Origin of the sequence: Bacillus sp. FSL L8-0167, assembly GCF_038630295.1 — a bacterium.
Lineage (GTDB): Bacteria > Bacillota > Bacilli > Bacillales > Bacillaceae > Bacillus > Bacillus safensis.
On sequence record NZ_CP152027.1, the window covers coordinates 2956523 to 2974328 of the forward strand.

Annotated in this window: 21 protein-coding genes; 9 read left to right on the forward strand and 12 right to left on the reverse strand. The window is 41.4% G+C overall.

Annotation, left to right across the window (positions count from 1 at the left end; all coding sequences use genetic code 11):
• The first annotated feature begins 2 nt into the window (after positions 1-2).
• Entirely contained in the window at positions 3-350 is a 348-nt protein-coding gene (locus MHB66_RS15395; protein WP_024423410.1) for a spore coat protein, read from the forward strand.
• 33 nt (positions 351-383) lie between these two features.
• Here MHB66_RS15395 and MHB66_RS15400 read toward each other — a convergent pair whose 3' ends face one another.
• The 3 genes from MHB66_RS15400 to MHB66_RS15410 all read right to left on the reverse strand — a co-directional run bounded on the left by MHB66_RS15400 (position 384) and on the right by MHB66_RS15410 (position 2130).
• On the reverse strand, positions 384-635 hold the full coding sequence (locus MHB66_RS15400; RefSeq protein ID WP_024423411.1) for a YusU family protein: 252 nt from the start codon (positions 633-635) through the stop codon (positions 384-386).
• Positions 636-706: 71 nt separating this feature from the next.
• Positions 707-1537, reverse strand: a complete 831-nt coding sequence (locus MHB66_RS15405; protein ID WP_008347057.1) for an ABC transporter ATP-binding protein — start codon at positions 1535-1537, stop codon at positions 707-709.
• Positions 1538-1683: 146 nt separating this feature from the next.
• Positions 1684-2130 (reverse strand): YusW family protein, encoded by a 447-nt coding sequence (locus MHB66_RS15410; protein WP_170825857.1) that lies wholly within the window; start codon positions 2128-2130, stop codon positions 1684-1686.
• 113 nt (positions 2131-2243) lie between these two features.
• Here MHB66_RS15410 and MHB66_RS15415 point away from each other — a divergent pair, with 113 nt between their 5' ends.
• The gene (locus MHB66_RS15415) at positions 2244-3086 is read left to right on the forward strand and encodes an oxidoreductase (RefSeq protein ID WP_080769786.1); all 843 of its coding nucleotides are present in this window, start codon (positions 2244-2246) and stop codon (positions 3084-3086) included.
• A gap of 48 nt (positions 3087-3134) precedes the next feature.
• Here the strand turns inward: MHB66_RS15415 and MHB66_RS15420 are convergent, their stop codons facing one another.
• Positions 3135-4541, reverse strand: coding sequence for a trypsin-like peptidase domain-containing protein (locus tag MHB66_RS15420; RefSeq protein WP_046313248.1), 1407 nt, complete (start codon positions 4539-4541; stop codon positions 3135-3137).
• A gap of 326 nt (positions 4542-4867) precedes the next feature.
• On the opposite strand from MHB66_RS15420, the gene MHB66_RS15425 reads away from it, so the two are divergent.
• Both MHB66_RS15425 and MHB66_RS15430 read left to right on the forward strand, forming a co-directional pair.
• Positions 4868-5542 (forward strand): response regulator transcription factor, encoded by a 675-nt coding sequence (locus MHB66_RS15425; RefSeq protein ID WP_034280861.1) that lies wholly within the window; start codon positions 4868-4870, stop codon positions 5540-5542.
• Positions 5539-6870, forward strand: a complete 1332-nt coding sequence (locus tag MHB66_RS15430; RefSeq protein WP_034280863.1) for a HAMP domain-containing sensor histidine kinase — start codon at positions 5539-5541, stop codon at positions 6868-6870. The genes MHB66_RS15425 and MHB66_RS15430 overlap by 4 nt, the downstream gene beginning before the upstream one ends.
• 20 nt (positions 6871-6890) lie before the next feature.
• On the opposite strand, the gene spxO is transcribed toward MHB66_RS15430, so the two are convergent.
• A complete protein-coding gene (gene spxO / locus MHB66_RS15435; RefSeq protein ID WP_003212782.1) occupies positions 6891-7055 on the reverse strand; it encodes an anti-adapter protein SpxO in 165 nt (54 codons plus the stop codon).
• A 192-nt stretch (positions 7056-7247) separates the two neighbouring features.
• Here spxO and MHB66_RS15440 point away from each other — a divergent pair, with 192 nt between their 5' ends.
• Positions 7248-8126, forward strand: a complete 879-nt coding sequence (locus MHB66_RS15440; RefSeq protein WP_034280864.1) for a TetR/AcrR family transcriptional regulator — start codon at positions 7248-7250, stop codon at positions 8124-8126.
• A gap of 21 nt (positions 8127-8147) precedes the next feature.
• On the opposite strand, the gene MHB66_RS15445 is transcribed toward MHB66_RS15440, so the two are convergent.
• The 3 genes from MHB66_RS15445 to MHB66_RS15455 all read right to left on the reverse strand — a co-directional run bounded on the left by MHB66_RS15445 (position 8148) and on the right by MHB66_RS15455 (position 10260).
• The gene (locus MHB66_RS15445) at positions 8148-8453 is read right to left on the reverse strand and encodes a hypothetical protein (RefSeq protein WP_231293930.1); all 306 of its coding nucleotides are present in this window, start codon (positions 8451-8453) and stop codon (positions 8148-8150) included.
• A gap of 155 nt (positions 8454-8608) precedes the next feature.
• Positions 8609-10003 carry a class II fumarate hydratase gene (gene fumC, locus MHB66_RS15450; protein WP_024423418.1) on the reverse strand — a complete coding sequence of 465 codons (1395 nt, stop codon included), beginning with the start codon at positions 10001-10003 and terminating at the stop codon, positions 8609-8611.
• 89 nt (positions 10004-10092) lie between these two features.
• Positions 10093-10260, reverse strand: a complete 168-nt coding sequence (locus MHB66_RS15455; protein WP_003213147.1) for a YvzF family protein — start codon at positions 10258-10260, stop codon at positions 10093-10095.
• 112 nt (positions 10261-10372) lie between these two features.
• On the opposite strand from MHB66_RS15455, the gene MHB66_RS15460 reads away from it, so the two are divergent.
• The 4 genes from MHB66_RS15460 to MHB66_RS15475 are packed head-to-tail and all read left to right on the forward strand — an operon-like array spanning position 10373 to position 14402.
• Positions 10373-11797: a spore germination protein gene (locus MHB66_RS15460; protein ID WP_046313244.1), complete on the forward strand. Its 1425-nt coding sequence runs from the start codon at positions 10373-10375 to the stop codon at positions 11795-11797.
• Positions 11784-12878 carry an endospore germination permease gene (locus MHB66_RS15465; RefSeq protein WP_046313241.1) on the forward strand — a complete coding sequence of 365 codons (1095 nt, stop codon included), beginning with the start codon at positions 11784-11786 and terminating at the stop codon, positions 12876-12878. The genes MHB66_RS15460 and MHB66_RS15465 overlap by 14 nt, the downstream gene beginning before the upstream one ends.
• The gene (locus MHB66_RS15470; RefSeq protein ID WP_046313239.1) at positions 12875-13996 is read left to right on the forward strand and encodes a Ger(x)C family spore germination protein; all 1122 of its coding nucleotides are present in this window, start codon (positions 12875-12877) and stop codon (positions 13994-13996) included. The genes MHB66_RS15465 and MHB66_RS15470 overlap by 4 nt, the downstream gene beginning before the upstream one ends.
• A 37-nt stretch (positions 13997-14033) precedes the next feature.
• Positions 14034-14402 carry a hypothetical protein gene (locus MHB66_RS15475; RefSeq protein ID WP_034280872.1) on the forward strand — a complete coding sequence of 123 codons (369 nt, stop codon included), beginning with the start codon at positions 14034-14036 and terminating at the stop codon, positions 14400-14402.
• A 42-nt stretch (positions 14403-14444) separates the two neighbouring features.
• Here MHB66_RS15475 and MHB66_RS15480 read toward each other — a convergent pair whose 3' ends face one another.
• Genes MHB66_RS15480 through MHB66_RS15495 form a run of 4 tightly spaced genes read right to left on the reverse strand, consistent with a single transcriptional unit; the run spans position 14445 to position 17802 of the window.
• Entirely contained in the window at positions 14445-15080 is a 636-nt protein-coding gene (locus MHB66_RS15480; RefSeq protein WP_024423423.1) for a response regulator transcription factor, read from the reverse strand.
• The gene (gene liaS, locus MHB66_RS15485) at positions 15077-16141 is read right to left on the reverse strand and encodes a two-component system sensor histidine kinase LiaS (protein ID WP_034280874.1); all 1065 of its coding nucleotides are present in this window, start codon (positions 16139-16141) and stop codon (positions 15077-15079) included. Before liaS ends, MHB66_RS15480 begins: the two co-directional genes overlap by 4 nt.
• On the reverse strand, positions 16138-16929 hold the full coding sequence (gene liaF, locus MHB66_RS15490) for a cell wall-active antibiotics response protein LiaF (RefSeq protein ID WP_198527488.1): 792 nt from the start codon (positions 16927-16929) through the stop codon (positions 16138-16140). The genes liaS and liaF overlap by 4 nt, the downstream gene beginning before the upstream one ends.
• A 3-nt stretch (positions 16930-16932) precedes the next feature.
• Positions 16933-17802 (reverse strand): DUF4097 domain-containing protein, encoded by an 870-nt coding sequence (locus MHB66_RS15495; protein ID WP_041115720.1) that lies wholly within the window; start codon positions 17800-17802, stop codon positions 16933-16935.
• Positions 17803-17806: the final 4 nt, after the last annotated feature.

Consider the following 17806-nt stretch of genomic DNA (forward strand, 5'->3'; position numbering starts at 1 on the left):
ACATGGAACAGCAAAATCAACAAAAAATCGGGAATCCACAAACTCCGGTTCCCACAACAACAAATATGAACGATCGTGATTTCGTCACAGATCTCTTGTCGACTGAAAAATATATGACAAGTGGATACAACACAGCGCTCAATGAATTCAGTCATGAATCTCTTTATCAGGATATTCAGCGAATTGCACTGGAAACACAGAAAACACAAAGACATTTATATGATGTCATGTTCCGATATGGCTGGTATTCTGTTGAAGCCGCTGATCAGCAAAAGCTCCAGCAGGCACACCAGAAATTCCAGCAAACACTGACAGATCAATCCCCGTACGGATCATCACAAATGTCATAAGAAAAAAACTGCCAGTCTAGTGCTGGCAGTTTTTTAACGGTCTTTATTGGCGCGGTGAGCTTCGTTCAACTGTTTGATTCGTTGAATCGTGTGTTTGATTTCTTCTTTTGCTTCTGGATACGTTTCATTGAAATGCTTTGCTAGCGGCGGCATGCTTTTTGCAATATGAGAGTAGATCACCCACTGTTTCACATCTTGTTTCAGCTCGTCTGTTGATTCACCGAGCAGCAGCTCTGTATATTTATCAAGCAAGCCTTCCAGCTTTTCATCTAATTCATTTCCCATTGATATTCCGCTCCTTTTTCAGAAAAAAGCCTGACTCTGTGAGATACAGATGTCAGGCTTTTGACATACGATTATCTTGCAGCAAGAAATGTTTCAGCTTGCGCTTGCTGCACAATACAGCGTCCTCTACCGTGCGGAATACATAATGGTGTTCCAAATAAAGGATCTGTTGTCACTTGGCAATTCATATCAAAGACATTTTTCACGAGATCACAATTAATCACTGTTTCTGGTCTGCCTTCTGCATAGATTGACTTGTCTTTAATCGCCACAAGATGATGAGCATATCTGCATGCGAGATTGAGGTCATGAAGAACCATCACAATCGTGCGCTGCTCTTTCTCATTTAAATCAAACAGAAGGTCCAAAATTTCGATTTGATGTGTCATGTCTAAATATGTCGTCGGCTCATCTAACAAAATAATATCGGTCTCTTGGGCCAGCGTCATCGCAATCCATGCACGCTGCCTTTGTCCACCTGATAATGAATCAACGGTCCGGTCAGCAAGGTCTTCCATCTTTGTTGACTTTAATGCGCGGTTCACTGCTTCTTCATCTTGCTTCGACCACTGCTTCAGCCAATTTTGATAAGGATATCTGCCTTGCTTCACTAACTGATGCACGGTTAATCCTTCTGGCGCTTCTGGTCCTTGTGGAAGAATGGCGAGTTGTTTTGCTACTTCTTTTGTAGGTAATTTTGCAATGGAATGACCTTCAAGCAGGACAGAACCACCCATTGGCTTCATGAGACGGGCCAAAGAGCGAAGTAGCGTGGATTTACCGCATCCGTTACTGCCAATAAATACTGTGATTTCACCCTTAGGGATTGATACATTTAGTTCATCGATGATCATTGTTTCTCCGTAGCCTAAGCTTAAACCTTCAGTAGAAATGGCACTCATTCCGCTCAAACGCTCCTTTTCTCATCCAAATTTTTATATGAAATATCGTCTATGTACAGACGTAAAAGATCACTTATCTCAATTTAGTGTATCAGATTTAAGTGATCTTGAAAATCATTTTCAATTAAAAAATGAGAAACTCTCGTTTATTTCTTCCTTTGGAATGTACGTTTGGTCCCATCTTCTAGCTTCAGATCGATCTGTATCCGCTGATAATCATCATCTAAATTAAAAGCAGCTAATAGTTCCTTTACATACACTTCATTGATCTTTTCACTAGGAATCGACATATCATTCAGCTTCATCTTCATTTCGCGCAAGGCTTCTTCTCCTTCATAGCGGACACCATTCATATGATCACGAATGATCGCTTCCTCTTTGCCTCTTGCCTGACGATAAGTCGCTTCGTATAATTCGTTTTTCTGTCCATATTGTACATGCAGATGCACATGCTGAAATGGCAGTTCCTTCATTTGAACAGCTGACAGACTTTCTGCTTCTGCTTCATGTGTTTGTTGTAACGGTTCAATTGATTGACAGCCGGACAGCATAAAGAGCAGCACTCCTATTCGTCCCGCCTTCTTCCAACACATCATGTGTTTCCTCCTATTTCACAGCATCGCTTTTTATTCTTCTCCAAGCTCCTTTTCGTTATTCAATAAAACATCGCACTATGATAAATTGAAACAAAAAGGAGAATGGGATGATGAAAAGAACAGCCATTGTAACTGGTGCCAATAGCGGCTTTGGCAAGCTCATCACGATGCGTCTCGCCAAGCGGGGCTATACAGTGATTGCCGGCGTCAGACAGGAAACCAATGCCAAAAAGCTCGCTGAAGAAATTGATCAAGCCTCTTTATCTGGCATGATACATATTGAAGCGTTAGATGTGACCGATACGCAGTCGATTCAAGCATTTCAGAAGAAGCTTCATGCCTATGCACCCATTACCCTGCTTGTGAACAATGCGGGAACAGCCTTTGCTGGTTTTGCGGAGGAGGTTCCTGTCGACACGTACCGCCAGCAATTTGAAGTGAATGTCTTCGGTGTGATGGAAATGACCCAAGCAGTGCTGCCGTTTATGACGAGTGGTGCAAAGATTTTCAATATGAGCAGCATCAGCGGATTAATGGGGATGCCTGCACTTTCTCCATATGTATCGTCTAAGTTTGCGTTGGAAGGCTATACAGAAAGCTTGCGGATTGAACTGGCTTCGTTCGGTATACAGGCGGCCTTGATCGAGCCAGGCTCTTTCCAGACGAATATTTGGAACACCTCCATGAACGAGCAAATGATTCAGCCAGCAGAAGGATCGAAATACACAAAACTCTATCAAAAGATGATGGCCCATATTGATGCCCAGAAATCCAACTATGGAGATCCTCGTGAAGTGGCAGAGCTTGTTGTACGATTAGCAGAAAAGAAGCGGCTGAAACGGCTGAGATATCTTGTTGGAAAAGGCGTACGGCTTTCATTCACAGCAAAGCAGCTTCTGCCTTGGAACATGTGGGAACGGATCATACTACGTACACTCTCTTCAAAAAAATAAGCACAAAAAAACAGGTGGATATGTCAACATATCCACCTGTTTTTTTATTTATTCGCTATCTGACTGTCCAAGGGTAATATCTAGATTTTTGTTCTTTCCTTCACGGATGACAGTCATTGTGGTTTTATCGCCGACTTTTGTTTCTTTGTAAAGAATTTCTTTCAGCTGAGAGCTGTTCACTACGTCTTTCCCTTTGAACTTGATGATGACATCTCCAGATTTCAAGCCTGCTTTTTGTGCAGGTGAACCTTTTGAAACATCCTTTACGTAAATGCCTTTGCCGATTTGTTTATCAAATAAGCCGAGCGTATTTTCCTGATATGTCTCAGGCACTTGCTCAAGGTCAATCATTTGTACGCCAAGATATGGACGTTCAACTTTTCCATTTTTCAACAGCTCATCTACAATCGGTTTGACATCGTTACTTGGGATCGCAAATCCGAGTGATTCCACACCGCTTTCGCTGATTTTCAAGCTGTTGATGCCAATGACTTGACCGTCAGTATTGATCAGTGGCCCCCCGCTGTTTCCTGGGTTAATCGCTGCATCTGTTTGCAGCACATTCATCTCCACCGTACCAGATGACGTATTTGCTTCTACGGTACGATCAAGACCACTAATAATTCCTTCTGTCACAGTACCTGAGAACTGTGCACCGAGCGGATTCCCAATGGCAATGACTTTATCTCCAGCACGAAGCTTAGAAGAATCACCAAAGCTCGCCACTTTATCAATACCGTCTGCGTTCATTTCAACAACGGCTAAATCTGTCATGACATCACTGCCGACAAGCTTTGCGTCTTTCGTTTTTCCATCATAAAGGGTGACCTTGATTTTATTGGCACCTTCGACAACATGGTTATTTGTAATAATGTACGCTTTTTTGCCATCTTTTTTGAAGATGACACCAGAGCCTGTTCCAGCTTCAGCTTCTGTTTGATCACCGCTCAGGCCAAACGAATTTTGTGTAGATTGATAGTTTGAGACCCCAACAATGGTTGGCTCTAAATCTTCTACCATATCAGCCACATTTGTGGCATTGGTGATTTGTTTTGTCGAGAAATTATCTGAGGCTGCCGGCTCGCTTGATGCTGTCTGCGTTTGCGTGTTGGCAGCTGTATCCTGTGACTGCGGCAAAAGCGGTGTAATGCCAAGTACAAGACCCCCGCCAATAATTCCTCCAAGAATCGGGCTCAGCCATGCCGCCTTCCGCTTTTTCTCTTTTTTCGACGCACGGTCATCCACCATTTGAGGAGAATGATTTGTCACACTCTCCTGAGTGGCAGATGCTTCGTTTTCATGCTGGTGAAAAACAAGTTCCTTCTCTTTTTCTGGTGCGTCTATTTGTTTCTCATTCTCTTGATGGGTATCTTTTTGATGATTCATTTCATTGTCTTGATTCGCGTTTTCATGATGATTCATCTTATTCTCTTCATCTTCTCTTCGGAAATCCATCGCTTGCACTCCTTTACATCATGTTTCATTCATATGTCTAGATAGGACTCAGGTCCTCTTAATGGAAAGATCATTGAAAAATACTTTATGGCAATATGTCAAATTATATAATACTTATTCATAGAAAAAAAGCAAGGTGCGCACATTGATGAAAAGCACCTATTCACCCGCCTTTTGTCTATGCCCTTTTTTCCCTTGACCTTATCATAATCAAACATTATGGGATAATGATGAGAAGAATATGTGAAATTGTGAAAAAAGCGTGTGATTGTTGACATGCCGCCTTCGTATCCCGTTATAATGACGTTGAGAGGATGTGGAAGACTTTGTCGTACACCATTTATTTAGTTGAAGATGAACAAAATTTAAATGAACTGTTAACCAAATATTTAGAGAGTGAAGGTTGGAATGTCTCCTCTTTTTTAACCGGAGAAGCGGCACGCGAGGCAATGAACAAGCCGCCGCATCTATGGATTTTAGATATCATGCTGCCTGATACAGACGGCTATACCCTCATAAAAGAAATTAAAGCCGCATCACCTGACGTACCGGTCATTTTCATTTCAGCCCGGGATGCAGATATCGACCGTGTCCTCGGTTTAGAGCTGGGAAGCAGTGATTATATTGCGAAGCCGTTTCTTCCGCGTGAACTGATCATTCGGGTTCAAAAGCTGCTGGAGCTTGTGTATAAAAACAGCGATACACCGCAGCAAAGCGTCACTTCAGTTTCTTCTTATGTCATTCATGAGGATGTAAGAGAGGTCTATGAAGAGGGACAGCTCATTAACTTAACTTCTAAGGAATTTGACTTGCTGCTTTTATTTACACATCACCAGGGACATGCTTTTTCTCGTGAAGATATCCTCGTCAAGATTTGGGGACACGATTACTTCGGGACAGATCGTGTGGTGGATGACCTTGTCAGACGGCTGCGCAAAAAAATGCCCGACTTAAAGGTCGAGACCATCTATGGATTTGGCTATAGGATGCTTAAAGGATGAAGAACAAACCGCTCGCTTTTCAAATTTGGGTCGTGATCTCTGGCATTTTGCTCACCATTTCCATTGTCCTGATTATTCTATTTTCCAATACATTACGTGACTTCTTCACAAATGAAATTTATAAAAATATTGAAAATGAACAGCAAGTGCTGACAGAATATCCATTGAACCGAGACGGCTCGCCAAAATCGACACCGGAAAACCGCTCCGTGCAGCACATTTTGATCCCATCAGATGAATTAGATCAAATGGCGCAGTTTTTTCCGCATGCCTTTATTGAGAAAATCCAATCGTTTGTGAAAAAACAGAAAAGCGCAACGAAACGGTATTCTGAAGAGGTGAACGGCCAGCATATCTTCTTTGTCATCAAAAAGGTATCATCAGGCAATACACAATATATTCTTCTGTCCTATGCACCAGATTCTTATCGAGATGACCTGTCCTTTACGCTGTTTAAACAGCTGATCTTTATCTTAGGCACTGTTATTTTACTAAGCTGGATTCCATCGATTTGGCTTGCCCGCTATCTATCCCGACCAATCGTTGCGTTTGAAAAGCACGTCAAACGGATTGCCCAAGAGGACTGGGATGACCCTGTCATCGTTGACCGGCAAGATGAAATTGGCAAACTTGGTCATACCATTGAAGAAATGAGACAAAAACTCATTCAAAAAGATGAAACAGAACGGACACTTTTGCAGAATATTTCACATGACTTAAAAACACCTGTCATGGTCATCCGCGGCTACACGCAGTCCATTAAAGATGGTATTTTTCCTAAGGGAGATCTTGAACAAACGGTGGAAGTCATTGAAGGTGAAGCGGAAAAGCTTGAGAAGAAAATCAAGGATCTGCTGTACTTAACAAAGCTTGATTATTTATCAAAACAACATCCCGCACATTCTTCCTTCCTACTCAGTAATACGATGCTGGAAGTGGTCGACCGAATACGCTGGTCGAAAAATGAATTGCAGTGGAACGTGGACTTAGATGATGAGGCTGCTCTTGAAGGCGATCCAGAACAATGGAGCAAATTATTTGAGAATGTACTAGAAAATCAACTTCGGTACGCAAAAAGTAAGATTGATATTCAGATGAAACAGGAAGAGGATCAAATCCGCATTGTCATTCGTAATGACGGTCCTCCAATTGAAGAACATATGCTGTCCAACCTATACGAGCCTTTTAGTAAGGGAAAAAAGGGCGAATTCGGTATTGGATTAAGCATTGTCAAAAGAATTCTTTCGATGCATCAAGCGTCCATATCTATTGAAAATGATGATCTAGGTGTACGTTATACAATTATGGTTCCAAAGAAGAGACTGTAGGTTTTTGACCGCAGTCTTTTTTAGATGAATGAATACCCATTGAAATCACGGTATGTGGCTTTGATCTTTTTGCCAGCTTGATACATCCATTTCTTTTCAATGGTTGTCTCTTTCGGCATTTTGACTTTTTCTACTTGAATCCCTTTTGTTCGCAGGCGTCTAATCATATCATCGATTTCTCTCATGGAACATCATCCTTTCACATATTTTGACCAGTTGGTCACCTTACTTTATAATATAAAGAATTACACTGTAAAAAACAAGTTACAATCTGATTAATTTTTGAAAACTTTCGTCGTTTATGACCGATAAGTCACATCTCTTTGCGCACGTTTCCTAAGACATTTGTCTCTCGGTAAGAAAGGATGACATTCATTTTGAAAAAGAAAGAAAAAATGATCATTGAGGCTGGCATGAAATTATTTGCCAGCAAAGGCTATAACACAACGTCTGTTCAGGAAATTGCAGATGAATGCCACATGTCAAAGGGTGCTTTTTATCTTTATTTTAAATCAAAGGAAGCACTGCTCATTTCGATCCTTCACTACTATTATGATAAGGTATTTACCCGGATTCATGAGGTTCAAACAGAGGGCGGCACACCAAAAGAAGCCTACCGCAAACAGCTCACTGTCTATTACGATAATATTTTGCAGCAAAAGGATTTTATTAAAATGCAGCTGAGCGACAGGGCGCTTCCATTGAATGAAGAAACGCAGCAGCTCGCAAAACAAATTAGGCTTGCAACCATCCAGCTTCACATCGATAACATTAAACAAGTGTATGGAGACGCTGCTATTCCTTATATGGCTGATTTATGTTTGACGATTGAGGGCATGAGCCACGTTTATTTCGAGCTTGCCATTTTATATGATTTTCAGCTGGAAGCAGAAGAGCTTGCCAAAACCATGATTCATCGTATCGATGATTTGATGGGCGGTATGATGAAGCGAAATGATCTTCCTCTCATTTCTGTAGATCAAGCGAGCGATTGGTTTGGCCCAATTTATGAACGGTCATTCGATCCGCTCACAGAATCTCTTTTAAAGGAATTAAGAGAGATTGCTGAAGCACACTATGAAGTGAAAGACGAGCCTGAGTTATTTGAAGCGCTTGGCATCCTGGAAAATGAATTAAACAAACAAAAACCAAGACAAGTCATCGTGAAAGGCATGCTGTACCAATTGAAATTATATGCACCGCTTCAAACCAATTCTGATTCACTTTTGCGTATTTTGAAAGAGGATCATTTGTAAAACCCAGGGGATGCCCTGGGTTTATTGTTGTGATAAAAAATCAAAATCCTTATGTGTCAGTTCAGGAAGTTTGCTGGCTTGAACTCTATTTAGTAAGTCATCTACATATCTTTGAACAGCAAGCATGTCACAAGGAAAATCAAATTCAAATTCTTCCTCTATCGACAGTGTGTCCATACAATACGAACAGGTTGGTTTAAAGCCTAGCATATCGTTATTGAAACTTAGAACATCTTCATACGACTCTTCTGACAGCTCAAAATGAGAGATCAAAAATATATCAATATGATTCACACCCTCGGGCCGTCTTTGATCAATATATAACAAAAAAGCTGACTCCTCCGTATCTGGGGACATTACTTGAAAGAATTCAACATCACGTGTCCGCAGCCATCTAATAAATCTTGTCTTTATTGTTCTCACAACTATTCACCTCAAATATCTTTCCCACATAAAAACCAGGGGCGGCCGCCCCTGGTTTCTTATTTTGCTTTCGGTGTCACCATTTCCTCTGGTTTCACAAATTGCTCGAATTGCTCTTCAGTTAACAGCTCTAATTGAAGTGCTGCTTCTTTTAGTGTTAATCCTTCTTTGTGCGCAAGCTTCGCAATTTTTGCTGCATTTTCATATCCGATGTGCGGGTTAAGTGCCGTCACAAGCATCAATGAATTGTTCAAGTTTTTCTCAATCGTTTCAAGGTTTGGTTCGATTCCAACTGCACACTTGTCATGGAATGAGTTCATGCCGTCAGCAAGTAGTTCAACTGATTGCAGGAAGTTATAAATGATGACTGGCTTAAATACGTTCAGCTCAAAGTTTCCTTGGCTTGCCGCAAAACCGATTGTGGCATCATTCCCCATGATTTGCGCTGCAATCATGGTTAAAGCTTCACTTTGTGTTGGGTTGACTTTTCCTGGCATAATGGAGCTTCCCGGCTCATTTTCAGGAATGATCAATTCACCAATTCCGCAGCGAGGACCACTTGCAAGCCATCTTACATCATTGGCAATTTTCATTAAATCAGCTGCAAGTGCTTTTAAGGCACCGTGTGCATACGTAATTTCATCATGGCTTGTCAGCGCATGGAATTTGTTTGGTGAAGAATTGAAAGTTTGACCTGTCAGCTGGCTAATTTCCTCAGCAACATATTGACCGAACTCAGGATGTGCGTTAATTCCTGTACCAACAGCAGTTCCGCCAATGGCTAATTCTCTCATTTTTTCAGTTGATTCTAGAATCATTTCTTTTGAACGATCCAGCATGTATACCCAGCCGCTAATCTCTTGGCCAACTGTCAGCGGTGTTGCATCCTGCAAGTGCGTACGGCCGATTTTCACAATCTCTTGATACGCTTTTGCTTTCTCATCAAGAGTTGTTCTTAACTGGTCAATTGCAGGCAGCAATTTTTTGTACACAGCTAAAACAGCTGCCACGTGCATAGCCGTTGGGAATGTATCATTTGAGCTTTGGCTGCGGTTAACGTCATCATTCGGGTGAATGCTGAACTCGCTATTTTTATCTTTCAAGTAAGCAGTTGCTCTGTTTGCAACGACTTCGTTCATGTTCATGTTACTTTGTGTTCCACTGCCTGTCTGCCAAACAACAAGCGGGAAATGCTCGTCATACTTTCCGCTGATGATATCATCACATACAGCAGCAATTGCTTCTGCTTTTTCGCTTTCAAGGTTGCCAAGTCGTTCGTTCGCAATCGCTGTGCTACGTTTCAAAATTGCAAACGCATTCACAACTTCCTTTGGCATTTTCTCAGAACCGATTTTGAAATTTTCTTTGCTTCGTTGTGTTTGTGCACCCCAGAACTTGTCCTTCGGCACTTTGATTTCGCCCATTGTATCTTTTTCGATTCTAAATTCTGTCATTATGTATCCCTCCATAGCTTCTCATCACTCAACTCTATTCTATACAAAAAACGAAAATCCTTTAAGCGTTTTCAATTAAAATTTTATCTTTATTTTAATTTTAGTTCAATATAAACGCGTACATCCTTCGAATATTTGTATTTTGGGTTCGTTTTTCCGTAATCCTTTGATGTATAGGTCACCTCATAATGCTTGTCAAACGACTGTAGAATACGGTCGATCTCCTCTTTTGTTCCTGCTAAACGAATCTGTGCCATCTTGTTTCCTCCAAAACCCTCATTCTTTCTTTTACCACAAAATAATGTAACACAGAATATTGTTTTTTCAAGCAGGTAATGCTAAGAAAAAGATTTGAGGCGGGTGATCCAAATGAATCAAACTCCATTAAAAGAGCACTTATACGATAATCTCTCCGTCATCCTTCCACAATTAAAAGAAATGGACGATTTGGTCCATGAGAAAAAAACACTGCCTCACGGACAGGTGGTTTACTATTTATACATAAAAGAAATGAACGAAACGATGGAGATTCAAACCTTTTTAAAGCTGCTTCTACAAGATCATACGTCTCTCACAAAAGAGAAGCTGGAATCCAATTTATCGATGATGACCACCCGTTCTGTGAAGAGCACCGAGGAATTGGTCGATGCGATTTTTGAAGGGCATTGTGTGGTACTGATTAACGGATTTCAGCATGCGTATATTTTAGAAACGCATGGAACGAAGAAACGCAGTATAGGTGATGCTACCTCTGAAACAATTGTGAGAGGCCCGAAAATTGGCTTTATTGAAGATTTAGATACGAACTTAGCTCTTGTGAGGCAGCGCTTGAAAAACCCCGATCTTAAAACCGTCGACATGAAAATTGGTCAAAAAAAGTACACCCAAGTGACCATCATGTACATTGACGGTATGGCTCAATCGTCTGTTTTAAAAGAAGTGAAAAAAAGGCTCAAACAGGTCACGATTGATGATATACAAGATTCTGGTGTTCTTGAGGAACTGATTGAGGACAATGTGTACTCGCCTTTCCCGCAAATCCAAAACACAGAACGGCCGGATAAAGTGGCATCTGCTTTAAATAATGGACGTGTCGCCATTTTTGTTGATCATTCACCTTTTGTGTTAATTGTACCTGCTTCTCTCGCGACGATTATGCAATCACCTGATGATTATTATGAAAGGTGGATCGCCGCCTCTCTCATTCGTATGCTGCGGTTTACCTCTATCTTTCTGACATTATTTTTATCAGCCATTTATATTGCGCTTGTGTCCTTCCATCAAGGACTTTTACCAACAACACTGGCTATTTCGATCTCAAGTACAAGAGAAAATGTCCCCTTTCCGCCTATTGTGGAGGCACTCATCATGGAGATAACGATTGAGCTGCTGCGGGAAGCTGGTTTAAGGCTGCCAAATCCGCTCGGTCAAACGATTGGACTTGTAGGCGGAGTCGTCATTGGGCAGGCGGCCGTTCAGGCTCATATTGTGAGCTCGATTATGGTGATTATCGTCAGTGTGATTGCCCTTGCTTCCTTTACTGTGCCTCAATACGGGATGGGCATGTCGTTCCGCGTGCTCCGCTTTGTGTCCATGTTTACGGCAGCTACCTTGGGTTTATATGGGATTGTGCTGTTCATGCTCGTTCTCCTTACCCATTTAACACGGCAAAAAAGTTTTGGTACGCCTTATTTTTCGCCAGACTTTGTGTTCAGCTATAAAAATGAAGACAATTCCATCATTCGATTGCCTTTGAAAAATCAAAAGAAAGGAGAACGATATGGTCAATCATAAAGAGTCGATCACCAGCTATCAGGCAAGTGCCATTATTGCCAATACAACATTAGGTGCAAGTATGATGATTCTGCCCAGAGCAATGGCACAGGCTGCAACTACACCTGATGGCTGGATTGCACTCTTACTCATGAGCGTCATTTACATTGTATTTATTTTTGTGAATGTCCTTATGATGAAAAAAGTCCCCTTCTCCTCTTACTATGATTATACAAATGAGGGGCTTGGAAAGTGGATTGGTGCTCTTGCTAACCTGCTCATTATTGTTTATTTTCTTGGCGTTGCCAGCTATGAAGTACGGGCTATGTCAGAAATGGTGAAGTTCTTTCTGCTTCAAAACACACCTGTAGCGGTGACAATGATCAGCTTTATTTTGGTTGGTCTTTATCTCGTAGTCGGCGGGATTGGTGATTTTGCCAGACTGTGCCCTTTTTTCCTCATTGTGACCTTGATTATCTTATTTGTTGCATATGGACTCAGTGTTCAAGAATTTAAGTTAGATAACCTCCGGCCTGTTTTAGGAGAGGGATTCTCCCCTGTCTTCAAATCCCTTAACGCATCAGCCATTTCGTTTGTCGGCATTGAAATGATGCTGTTTATGCCTGTCTATATGAACACGCAAAAACACACCTTTGCTTATGGCGCAATCGGCTTTTTGATTCCTGCGATCATCTATATTTTCACCTATATTCTTGTCGTTGGTGCGTTCACCGTGAAAGAAACTGCGACGTTGACTTGGCCGACGATTGCTTTATTTCAATCGTTCGATATACAGGGGATTTTTATTGAGCGAATTGAATCTTTTTTGCTTATCGTTTGGCTTGTTCAGCTTTATACGAGCTTTGTAGGATATACGTTTTTTGCTGCAATGGGGGTATCCAAACTAACAAAATTACCAAAAAAGATCGTGCTCGCGTTGATGGGAATTGTCATCTACTTTGCCGCCGTTTTCCCAAAGGATGTTGATACAGTGCGTGATTATTTAACCTATGTGAACCATTTATTTTTCCTTTTATTCGGCATCCTCCCGTTTCTCTTATTTATCATCGTGTTTTTTAAAAGGAGGCGGAAAGCAGCATGAAAAAAAAGGCGGCCTTTGCATACCTGGCCCTTGTTCTATTAAGTGGATGCTGGGATAGTACCAATATTGAGGAGCTCAACATGGCGATTGGTTTTGGCTTAGATAAAGGAGATGACGGTCATAAGCTTAAAATATCTATGCAAGTCCTTGTTCCCCAAAAAATTGAGCAAGAATCCAGCGTAAAAGACCCAACAAAGATTATTGAAACTAGTGGTGATTCCGTACATCAAATATTCCGAACAACAACGCTCAAGAGTCACCGGATTTTCGCCCAGCAGCTGAGGGTGTATTTATTTTCTGAGGAGCTCATCAATGAGAATAATTTCGACCTCGTCATTAATCAATTTATTCGCGACAATGAAACACGGAGAGGAAGCCTTGTCTTTATGACTTCTGAGAAGCCTGGGGACTTGCTGAAAATCAATGACGATGGACAGCCAGCTTCTTCTACATTATATGATATTTCTAGGAATACTAAATCGACTATACGTATGCTCAAGCCCGCTTCATTAGGAGATATTTCTTCTGCTATGCAAAACAACGTATCTTTTGCTGTTCCGAAAGTCGGTGTGGATCAAGGGAAATTAATGCTGGACGGAGCCTCTATTATAAAGAACAGACGATTTCTCACCAACATCTCTCCGTTAGCCGTGCAGTCGTATAACCTGTTGACCGGAGACGGAGAAGGCGGAGTCATTGAATTTGAATATGATCACAGCATCTATTCTTTTGAGATTTTTAAACTGAAACACAACATTGAAACGAATAAAAAAGCCAGCGGAAAATATCAATTTAATGTGTCAGTGGCGCTTGAAGGAAGATTATCTGAGGATTGGAATGAGCGGGAAAATGCATTTAATGAAAAGTATCTCCAAGAGATTGAAGGTGTTGTGGAGCGTCGATTAGAGAAAAACGTAAAAGATTTCATTGGGGAATTACAGCATGAGATCAAAGCAGATATTTGCGGGTTTTATCAAAAAGCGAGTATTGCGTATCCAAAGGACTTTCGAAAAGAAGCGAAGCATTGGGATGAAATATTTAGTGAATCGGACATTCGTTACAAAGCAAATGTGAAAATCCGTGACTTCGGGACTAAGGGCGCAACACAATCTTTATAGAGTATGTTAAAATGGTAAGAAAAAAAGGGTGTCAATCATGAAACGAGCTTTACTTTCGGCCGGCATTCTATTTTTGATTCTAGGGATACTTCTGTTAATCGTTGTATTCACGCAATCAAAAGAAGATTTCTTCATTGAAGCCGACAGCTTTTCAAGCACATTTTTGATCGTGGTTTATTATGGACAAACCCCTGCGCTCCTTCTGTTGGGAGGCGGATTATTCGTCGGACTTTCACAGATCATTGATTTGCAGGAAAAAAAAGCGGCAGCAGCAAAGGAGAGCGTAAAGCTTTTATCCGAAATGAAGAAAACCCTGGAAGAAAAACCGGCCAAGGAGCAGGAGGCTTTTCCAGTTCCTGAGCTCCATCAACTATCCGAACGTCCGATCACAGGACAGAAGGACTAATTTTACGCATGTTCTAGCAGCTTTCACTTGAAAGCTGTTTTTTTATTGAATCAGCTTATGACGGTGCGCATACACAGCCGCCTGCGTTCGATCTTCCACATCAAGTTTGGAAAGAATGTTGGTAATATGGGTCTTCACCGTTTTAATTGTAATAAATAATTCCTCGGCAATGACCTTATTCGATTTCCCATCCGCAATCAGCTTCAAGATCTCCATTTCTCTTGCCGTTAATGAATCGTGAAGGATGGACCCATTTGATGAATGACGGAGTTTATTCATGACCTTTCCAGCCACTTTTGATTCAAGTCTTGGTTCGCCGATACTTGCAGATCTGATGGCATCAGCAATTTCTCCTGCCTTGGATGTTTTTAATAAATAGCTTAAAGCACCCGCCTCAATCACTGGATAGACTTTATCATCGTCAATAAAGCTCGTCAGAACGATAATCTTGGCATCTTCAATTTCCTGACAAATTCTTTTCGTTGCTTCGATGCCATCCATCCCCTCCATGACAAGATCCATTAAAATCACATCTGGCTTTAATTCAACGGCTAGCTCTACACCTTTTTGTCCATCTGACGCTTCACCAATGACTTCAATATCAGCCTGCGCCTCTAAAAAGGCCGCAAGACCCATTCTCACCATTTCGTGATCGTCGATTAAAAGCACTCGAATCATCGAACGTTCTCTCCTTTTCCTTCATCAAAAATGGGAACCTTCACATCAATTTGTGTGCCTTTTCCCTCAAATGACATAATCTCTGCGACACCGCCTACTTCACTTGTTCTCTCTCGAATCGATTCAAGTCCGTAGGAGGCTGTCTTCACATGGTCTGTTTGAAAGCCGATACCATTATCAATAATCTTTAGCTGCACTTGCCGGTTTCTTATGAGCAGGCGCACAGTTACCTTTGTCGCCTTTGCATGCCTAAATACATTAGACAGGGCTTCTTGCACAATTCTGAAGAGGTGGTCCTCTACTCCTTTAGATAACGGAACATCATCTTCGATTTCCCAATCAATATCAATCGGCTGCTTTGCTTGAAATTCATTTAGCAGCTCAATTAAGCCTTTTTTCAGGTCTTTTCCTTCTAGCGTGATCGGTCTTAGATGAAGCAGAAGAGCACGCATCTCATTTTGTGCATCGCCAGCCATTCGTTCGACAAGCTGCATTTGCTTTAATATCTTTTCATCCTTTTCCTTCATGCCTTCAAGAATAGCTGAAGTCATCATCGAAATCGCAAATAACTGCTGGCTGACCGCATCATGGAGCTCTCGTGCAAGCCGTTGCCGCTCTTCTGAGACGACCGATTTCTTCATTTGAACCTGCCATTCAGCCCGTTCATTTGAAAGCTTTTGCAAAGAGGCTACTTGCCCTTCCACCCGCTTCGCCATTTCATTTAATTGATCGGCGGCTAAGCCAATTTCATCGTCGCCAAGAGACGGCAGTCTGTATGCAAAGTTTCCATTTTCAAATTTCAAAATCGACTCTACAAGCTGATCGAGGCGCTTCTTATGCTGATAGCCAAATACACTCCCGGCAGAAATCCCAATCGCAAGACTAACGATGAGTAAAATACAAAAAAACGGTATGCCAAACCAGCGGGTAGAAAGCAGGATCATCGGATCAAGCTGATAATAAAAAAACATCGGCAGTGTCGTCATCGTCACAACACCGAGCGAGATACCGACGCCAAGACGAACAGATTGCCACTGGAGGCCTAAATGGAATTTCCTCATAAGTATCTCACATCCACATCTCCGATCAATAGAGAGATGGAGATTTTCACTTTTCGTTTGCTCTCATCGTAATCGTTGGTCATCACGTACACTTTACTGCCGAACCCGCTTCTTTTTTCATCTATGATTTTCATATCACCAATCGCGGCGGAAGCACTCACACATACTTCAATATCCTGCGGTACGTAAATATCCACATCTCCGATCAGCCCGCTAATCACGATCGTACTCTCTTCTTCTGCGATGATCGCCTTTGATAAATCGATTTTAACATCGCCAATAAAACCTGAAATCGTCAAATCACTTAATTGAAACGGCTTTTTCATCAGCCTGACTTCACCGATAAAAAAGTCATGCTCTTTGCGCGGCTTTGTCTGGCTTTTTGTTTTCTTCTGATCGTCCTTTTTTTCAAGATTGACTTTCAGTGAAGGCTTCCCGTCGTCTGATGTTTCCTTTTTATCGACATCAAAAACAGGTTTATTTTTCAATAAGCGATAGCCTGCATAAATCAAAAAGGCCGCAAATAAGTAACCTGTTAAACTAAATGTAATATTGAGCAGAAATTTTAAGAAGAGAAAGCCGGCAAAAATATAGGAAACTGAACCGAGCCAACGTTTGGATCGTAAGTGCAGCCAATAACCCGCCAGCGCAAAAAACACAGGCCAAAACAAATCTGCTCCGATCCCAATAATTTTGAGAAATAAATTAATACCAAATATCACGACAATGATGCCTAAAATTTGATTCCTTGTAAAACGCAGTTGACTCGCCTCCTTCCTTTCTTTCATTCATTACCGCAGCTTGAGGTTACCACTTGTCATTTCAATATCGACTAAATGTGTCCCTTTCCCCCGCGTACCTGTAAAGCCTCGACCTTCACTATCCACTTGATCAAAGTCATACGAGTGATCGACGCTTCCACTTGTTTTTTTCACCTGAACGTTGAAATCTCCGTCATCTGGCAAATTAAATTTCGCGCTCCCTGATGTCATATGAAAGGAGACAGGTGACTCAATTGTATCAAAACTTGCTGTCAACCGGCCGCTTGTCATGCCCAATTGCAGCTCGCCTTTGACATCATTAATATCGGCACGCCCTGAAGTTGCCCCAATATCACTATCCTTCGCATCGATGTGCGACACTGCCAGCCTGCCAGAGGTTGCTTTGATTTCCACATTTTTGGCTGAGAAATTCTCAGCTGTGAGGTTTCCGCTCGTTGATTTGAGTATCACATCTTGAAGGGACAGCTTTCCTTCTCCGTTCATCTCGCTGACTCCGCTTCCACCCGTAATCTTCACATTTTTATGATAATCTGTTGGAATTTTAACTAAAAGCTCTCCTTTTTCAAATTGAGTGAAAAACAAGAAGCTTTTATTTTCAGCGCGAATTTTAAAGGTACCGCCTGTTTGCTCCGCATACATTTTCCCTTTTCCATTGACAGCAGTCACGGAAATATCGGAACGATTTTCAGGTTTTACCTTCACGCGAAACCCAGAAAGAGAAATATCTAATTGATCAATCTCCTCTTTTTTCGCTGAAGCTTTTGTCACTGGTTTTTCACGGGAAAAACTTAAATGAAAGAGATCTTCATTTTTGAAAAGCATGCCAATCATTAAAAAGATACCTACAAGTATACAAATTAGACCGATTAATCGCTTCATTCAT